This window comes from Rhizobium sp. 01N447_2 (genome assembly GCF_056399245.1).
Genome location: NZ_JBFTQY010000143.1, coordinates 1 through 5,699 on the forward strand (window position 1 = coordinate 1; position 5,699 = coordinate 5,699).

4 protein-coding genes and 1 pseudogene are annotated in these 5,699 nt (G+C 59.8%); 1 reads left to right on the top strand and 4 read right to left on the bottom strand.

From position 1 onward, the window contains the following. The coding region (locus tag AC1ECN_RS38090) for an amidohydrolase family protein (RefSeq protein ID WP_477955979.1) at positions 1–1,120 on the bottom strand (1,120 nt) is incomplete at its 3' end. A gap of 249 nt (positions 1,121–1,369) precedes the next feature. On the opposite strand from AC1ECN_RS38090, the gene AC1ECN_RS38095 reads away from it, so the two are divergent. Then, complete coding sequence (locus AC1ECN_RS38095; RefSeq protein ID WP_477955981.1) at positions 1,370–2,239, top strand: LysR family transcriptional regulator; 870 nt, start codon at positions 1,370–1,372, stop codon at positions 2,237–2,239. Between the two features lie 120 nt (positions 2,240–2,359). On the opposite strand, the pseudogene AC1ECN_RS38100 reads toward AC1ECN_RS38095, so the two are convergent. The 3 genes and pseudogenes from AC1ECN_RS38100 to AC1ECN_RS38110 all read right to left on the bottom strand — a co-directional run. Beyond that, positions 2,360–2,605, bottom strand: a pseudogene (locus AC1ECN_RS38100) (hypothetical protein); the annotation flags it as partial. 200 nt (positions 2,606–2,805) lie between these two features. Further along, positions 2,806–4,704, bottom strand: coding sequence for an ABC transporter ATP-binding protein (locus AC1ECN_RS38105; RefSeq protein ID WP_018071553.1), 1,899 nt, complete (start codon positions 4,702–4,704; stop codon positions 2,806–2,808). 95 nt (positions 4,705–4,799) lie between these two features. Further along, positions 4,800–5,699 (bottom strand): ABC transporter ATP-binding protein (locus AC1ECN_RS38110; RefSeq protein WP_477955983.1); only part of this gene is annotated, 900 nt, incomplete at its 5' end.

The following is a 5,699-nucleotide window of genomic DNA, read 5'->3' on the forward strand; positions in this document are numbered from 1 at the left end:
GCGCGGGGATACGCCGCTGGACCAGCTTCATCACATCCTGCTCGACGAAGCGCCGCATCTTCTCAGGCTCGATGATGACGGCCGGACGGTCGAAGTTCTCATGATCGTGCACTTCCCCGCTCAGAACCTCCCCGGCGCCTCGATATTCATGGCCATGTGCCAGGGTGGGGTGGAGGTTTTGCCCTGCACTTATCGGCGCCGTTTTCGTGATCGCCTCGATTTCCAGATCCACCATGTTTACCGGCCCGCCGTCGCCGAGTTGCAAGTCCACAAACGGCATGCGCACATTGAGGCGGTTGTCTCGTGCAAGCACGTCTACCCTCGCCTGGGCCTTGGGGTATGGCCACCTGCCGCCGTTATCGACGATCGAGGTCACGCCGAACCGGTTCAGACCGTGAATGCTATAGATCAACGAACTCACTTGTTCGTCGAACGTGGGCTGCGGCACCATGCTCTCGAGGGCGAGAAACAACCAAGTATAGCCATGGACCACCCCAGTGGGATTACCGTGGCTGTCCTTTTCGAATTCGGTGTCCGGCACCTTTGGGAACCGATCGGTACCCACGCCAAGCGCCTCCATCGCCTGCTTGTTCAAGAAGGCTTGGTTATAAGCATATTGCACGATCATGGGGCGATCGGGCACGGCGCTGCGCAATTCATCCAGCGTGGGGAAGCGGTTCTCCTCGAATTGGTAGGGTGACCAGCCTCCAATGACCTTGACCCATTGGCCCTCCGGCGTGCGTGCGGCCTGCTCGCTCAGCATGGCCAATGCGCGACGCAGCGTCGGCACACCATCCCATCGAACATTGTAGTTATAGGCCAAGTCGTTGAGGACATGTATGTGGGCATCGATGATGCCGGGGATGAGCCTGCGGCTGCGCGCATCAATCACCCTGGTCTGCGAATTTGTCAGACTGAGAATGTCCGCATCCAAGCCTACGGAATAGATGCGGCCTTCCTTGATGGCTAAAGCGGAAGCTTCGGGCTGCGCACGGTTGCCGGTAAAGATCTTTGCGTTGAAAACGATCAGATCAGCACCGGGCTGTTCCTGCGTCGCTTGTGCCTGAACCGCAGAGAAAGAAAAACTTGTCACAAACGCGATGAATATTTTTCTGATCATTTTACCCTCGTTCGACTGATTTTTGCGAATTGCGGTCATGCGCAAGCCGGCGCTTACGGACGCGTGCGATGGACGAAGAAGTGATTGAAGCCGTTAGAAAGATTATGGAATAAATCCTATATTGGCGGTTCGTAGGCACGTTGCGAGGAGCCCTCGTGGGAGAGTCAGCCGCAGCGAAGGTGTCATCCTCCTCTTTGCCTTGGTAGTCCTCGGTCGTGTGAAGCCGTGTTGCAAAATAAGGAACGCTTTGTGGAACTTGAGGACTTAAGAATATTTGTCGAAGTTGCTGATGCCGGCGGAATATCGTCTGCAGCGCTGCGACTGGGCATCTCCAAGTCGRTGATCAGCCGGCGGATCACCAGGCTTGAGGCGGAACTCGGCGCACAGCTATTTGCAAGGACGACCCGTGGTATCGCGCTCACGGAAGCAGGTTGTACATTGAGGGATTACGCAGCACGGGTTTCTGCTGACTTGGATGTGGTGCGCGAAACGATCCTGCCCGCCGGTGAGCTTCGAGGCCGTATGCGCGTAGCCGCGCCACTGTCATTTGGCCCGACCTATTTTGCTCCCGTCCTCTCCCAGATGGCTAGCCGACACCCGCAACTACAAATCCTTTCTTCCTATACTGATCGCTTCGTAGATCTCGTCGGAGAGGGTTTTGATTGCGCAATTCGGCTGGGGCATCTTTCGGACTCGAACCTCGTCGCAAGACGTATCGGGCCGATCTTTGGCAAGCTGGTTGCGAGTCCTGCCTACATCGAGGCTCACGGTGCCCCCGAGACACCGGACGAGATTGTGAATCACCAAGTCGTTATGCGGGACGCCGAGAAGTGGCAATTCATGGATGGCGACGAGATTGTCACGGTGCGTCCCCAGGGACGCTTCATAGCTGATAACGCAATGTCCCTCGTAGCGGCCGCTCTGGATGGAGTGGGGGTCGCCTATCTGCCAGAACCGCTTGTCGCGGACCATATTTGTTCGGGTGCACTGGTGCCGATCATGACGCGTCATCCGATTCCGCCAGCCGGCATCTTCGTCGTGAGGCCGCCCGGCCAGTATCCCTCTCGAAAAGTGCGAACCCTCACTGAGATGCTTATCGAACGATTTGGAACTCGTTAATCGCAGCCAGAAGATGACGGAAGCTGCGATGCAGATTGCCGAGAAGAAGGTGTGGGAACATCGGTCACAACGTATTGCGATACGCCTCCAATCCTTGAGTTTGGCGAATAGGTTTTCGATTTTGTGTCTGCGACGATAGAGAGCCTTGGCGTAGAGGTATGGTTTCTTCCGGCTTTTTGAGGACGGGATGCAGGGCTCGATTCCCCTGGCGAGGAGCTCTTCGGGGAACCAGGTGCTGTCGCAGCCCTTATCGGCGATGAGGCAATCTGCTTTGGGCAATGCGTTGAGCACGATCCTTGCGCCCTTGTGGTCGCTGGCCTTCAGAGAGCAGCATGAGTCGCCGGCCATCACCATCGCAGACGGCATGGAGCTGCGAGTTCAGACCGCACATCCTTTTTTTAGAAGGCTTGCCGCGGTGCGTAGACCTTCAGATATGTTGCGTCGATCATGATATGCTCGGGGCTTGGGGCCTTCGCCGGCCGAAGCGGTGAGAATCCTGTCGAACACGCCGAACCGGCTCCAGCGAATGAAGCGGTTGTAGAGCGTCGAAGAAAAACGGAAATGCTCTAGGTCGCCGAGTGGGCAGCCGTCGTCTCTTCCAGCACATCTTCGGGAATGTCGTCGAAGGACGCGTAGTTGAGATTATAGAGCTTCGAATAGAGCTTGCCATTCTTCATCAGCTGATGGTGGTTGCCGCTTTCGATGATTTCGCCGTTCTGCAGCACGATGATGCGATCCGCCTCGCGGATCGTCGCGAGGCGATGGGCGATGACGAGGCCGGTGCGGTTTTCGAGCAGCTTCACCAGCGCCTTCTGGATCAGCATCTCGGTATAGCTGTCGATATTGGCCGTCGCTTCGTCGAGCACGAGGATCTTCGCATCCGCCACCAGCGCGCGAGCAAAGCTTAAAAGCTGGCGCTGGCCAAGCGAGAGATTGCCGCCGCGCTCGCCGAGAACGCTGTCGTAGCCCTCCGGCAGGCGCATGATGAACTCGTGCGCGCCAACGGCCTTCGCCGCCTCGATCACCTGTTCGCGCGTCGCCTCGTGCATGTGGTAGCGAATATTCTCGAAGACCGTTCCGGTGAAGAGGAAGGGTTCCTGCAGCACCATGGCGATCTGCGCTCCGAGCGAATCCTGCGTCAGATCACGCACATCATGGCCACCGACCAGCACCTGGCCCTGCTGCACATCGTAAAAGCGATGGATCAGCGACATGCAGCTCGATTTGCCGGACCCCGTCGGCCCGACCAGCGCCACCGTCTCGCCGGGATTGACCTTGAAGCTCACATGTTTCAGCACCGGATGTTTCGGATTGTAGCCGAAGACGACGTCCTTGAACTCCACCGAGCCGTCCATGTCGCGCGACAGCGCCGTGGCACCGGGTGCATCCTTGATGTCGACAGGCACGTCAAGCACCTCGGTCAGCCGTTGGCCGGACGCCATGGCGCGCTGCATCACCGAATATTGCAGGGTCAGAGAACGGATCGGGTCGAAGAAACGCTGGATATAAAACAGGAAGGCGACGAGCACGCCGACATCGAGCGCCTGATTGAGAACGCGGGCGCCACCGACGACGATGACGAGCGCCATCGCCACGCCCGTCAGGCTGTCGACGATCGGCACCATCACCTGCGCATAACGCGCCGCCGTCAGATGCGTCTCGAGGTTGGCATGCGCCTTGTCGTCGTAGAGCGTGAAGTTGACGCCCTGCCTGTCCATGCTCTGGACGGCGCGCACGCCGTGGATCGCCTCGGCAAGCGCGCCGGCGGCAACTGAATTGGTCTCGTGCGCGGCCATGAAGGACTTGCGCGCCAGCGGCAACCAGAACAGCCGGACGATGAAGAGCACCGGCAACACCGAGAGCGTCAGCAGCCCCAGCTTGAAGTCGAGATAGAGCATCACGAAGACGATGCCGAAGAGCAGCATGATGTCGCCGACGGAGAGCACCGAGGTTTCGAGGAATTCCTGCATCGAGTTGACGTCGCCCTGCAGGCGCGACATCAACCGTCCCACTTCGGTCTTGTCCATGAAGGAGAGCGAGACGCGCTGCAGATGCGCAAACATCGCCTTGCGGATATCGAAGAGCACGTCTTCCGCCACGCCGCCGACCAGCGTCTCCTGCGCGTAGCTCGCCGCATAGTTGATGAGGATGGCAATGGTGAAGGCGACGATCGACCAGATCAGCGCCGAAGGGTTGCCGCCCGGCGACATGCCGTGGTCGATGGCATAGCGGATGATCAGCGGGATGGTGAGCTGCATCATCGTGAAGGTCAAAACGGCGACGACCGACCAGAGGACCTGCCGGCGATAGGGGCTGACGAAGACCCAGATGCGCTTGACGATGTTGCCGTCGAAGGCCTTGCCGAACATCTCCTCTTCGACGCGATGTGAACCGACGACCGCCCGTGGTGGGCGGCGTCCATCCTCGCGAACGTCGGGACGCTCGGTTTCCAGTTCCTCGGCCATGTCATTCCTCCCGCGGCCAACACTTCAGGTGGCCTGCATAGTCACTACCCGTTCCCCTCTCCCCACCCAGGGGAAGAGGGGGAATATGCTGTCTGCTAGGCGCTCAAAGCCTCGTCGCCCGGCCGCACCTGAAGGTCGTAGAGCGCCTTGTAACGCCCGCCGAGCGAAAGCAGCGCCGCATGCGTGCCGCGTTCGACGATCCGGCCGTCTTCGACGAACAGGATCTGGTCGGCATGCATCAGCGAGCTCAGGCGATGGGCGACGATGATCGTTACGCGGTCTGCGGCGTAGCGGCGCATGGCGCTGCGGATGCGCTGTTCGGTGGCGGCATCGATCGCCGCCGTCGAATCGTCGAACACCATCACCGCCGGTCTCAGCATCAGCGCGCGGGCGATCGAAAGTCGCTGCCGCTGGCCGCCGGAAAGCGAAACGCCGCGCTCGCCGACGACGGTGCCGTAACCTGTGGGCAGGCCGAGCACGTAATTGTGCAGCTGGGCGCTTTCGCTGGCGCGCTCGATGCGGCCTTCCTTCGCCCATGGGTCGCCATAGGCGATGTTGTTTTCGATCGTCGTCGTGAACAGGAAGGAATCCTGCTGAACGACGGCAACCGCCCTGCGCAGCGATTGCAGCGTCGCCTTGCGGATGTCCTGGCCGTCGATCGTGATTTTGCCGCCGCTGACGTCGTAGAAGCGGGGAATGAGATGGGCGATCGTCGACTTGCCGCTGCCCGGAGGCCCGACAATGCCGATCGTCTGGCCGCGGCGGGCTTCGAAGGAGACATCCTGGAGCACGGTGCGTTTTTCGGAACCCGGATAGGCGAAGCTGACATTCTCGAAGCGCAACACGCCGCCGGTGAGGCTCAGTTCCTTCGCATCCGGCGCATCCTTGATCGCGATGTCGAGGTCGAGAAGGGCAAAGAGACGCGAGCCGCAAGTGGAGGCGCGGGCAAAGGCGTTGACCATCAGGCCGAGCTGGCGCACCGGCATCTGCAGGAT

Bases quoted from the DNA above. Each gene is read 5' to 3' on its own strand.
- AC1ECN_RS38105 (WP_018071553.1), bottom strand. From the start codon at position 4,704: ATGGCCGAGGAACTGGAAACCGAGCGTCCCGACGTTCGCGAGGATGGA.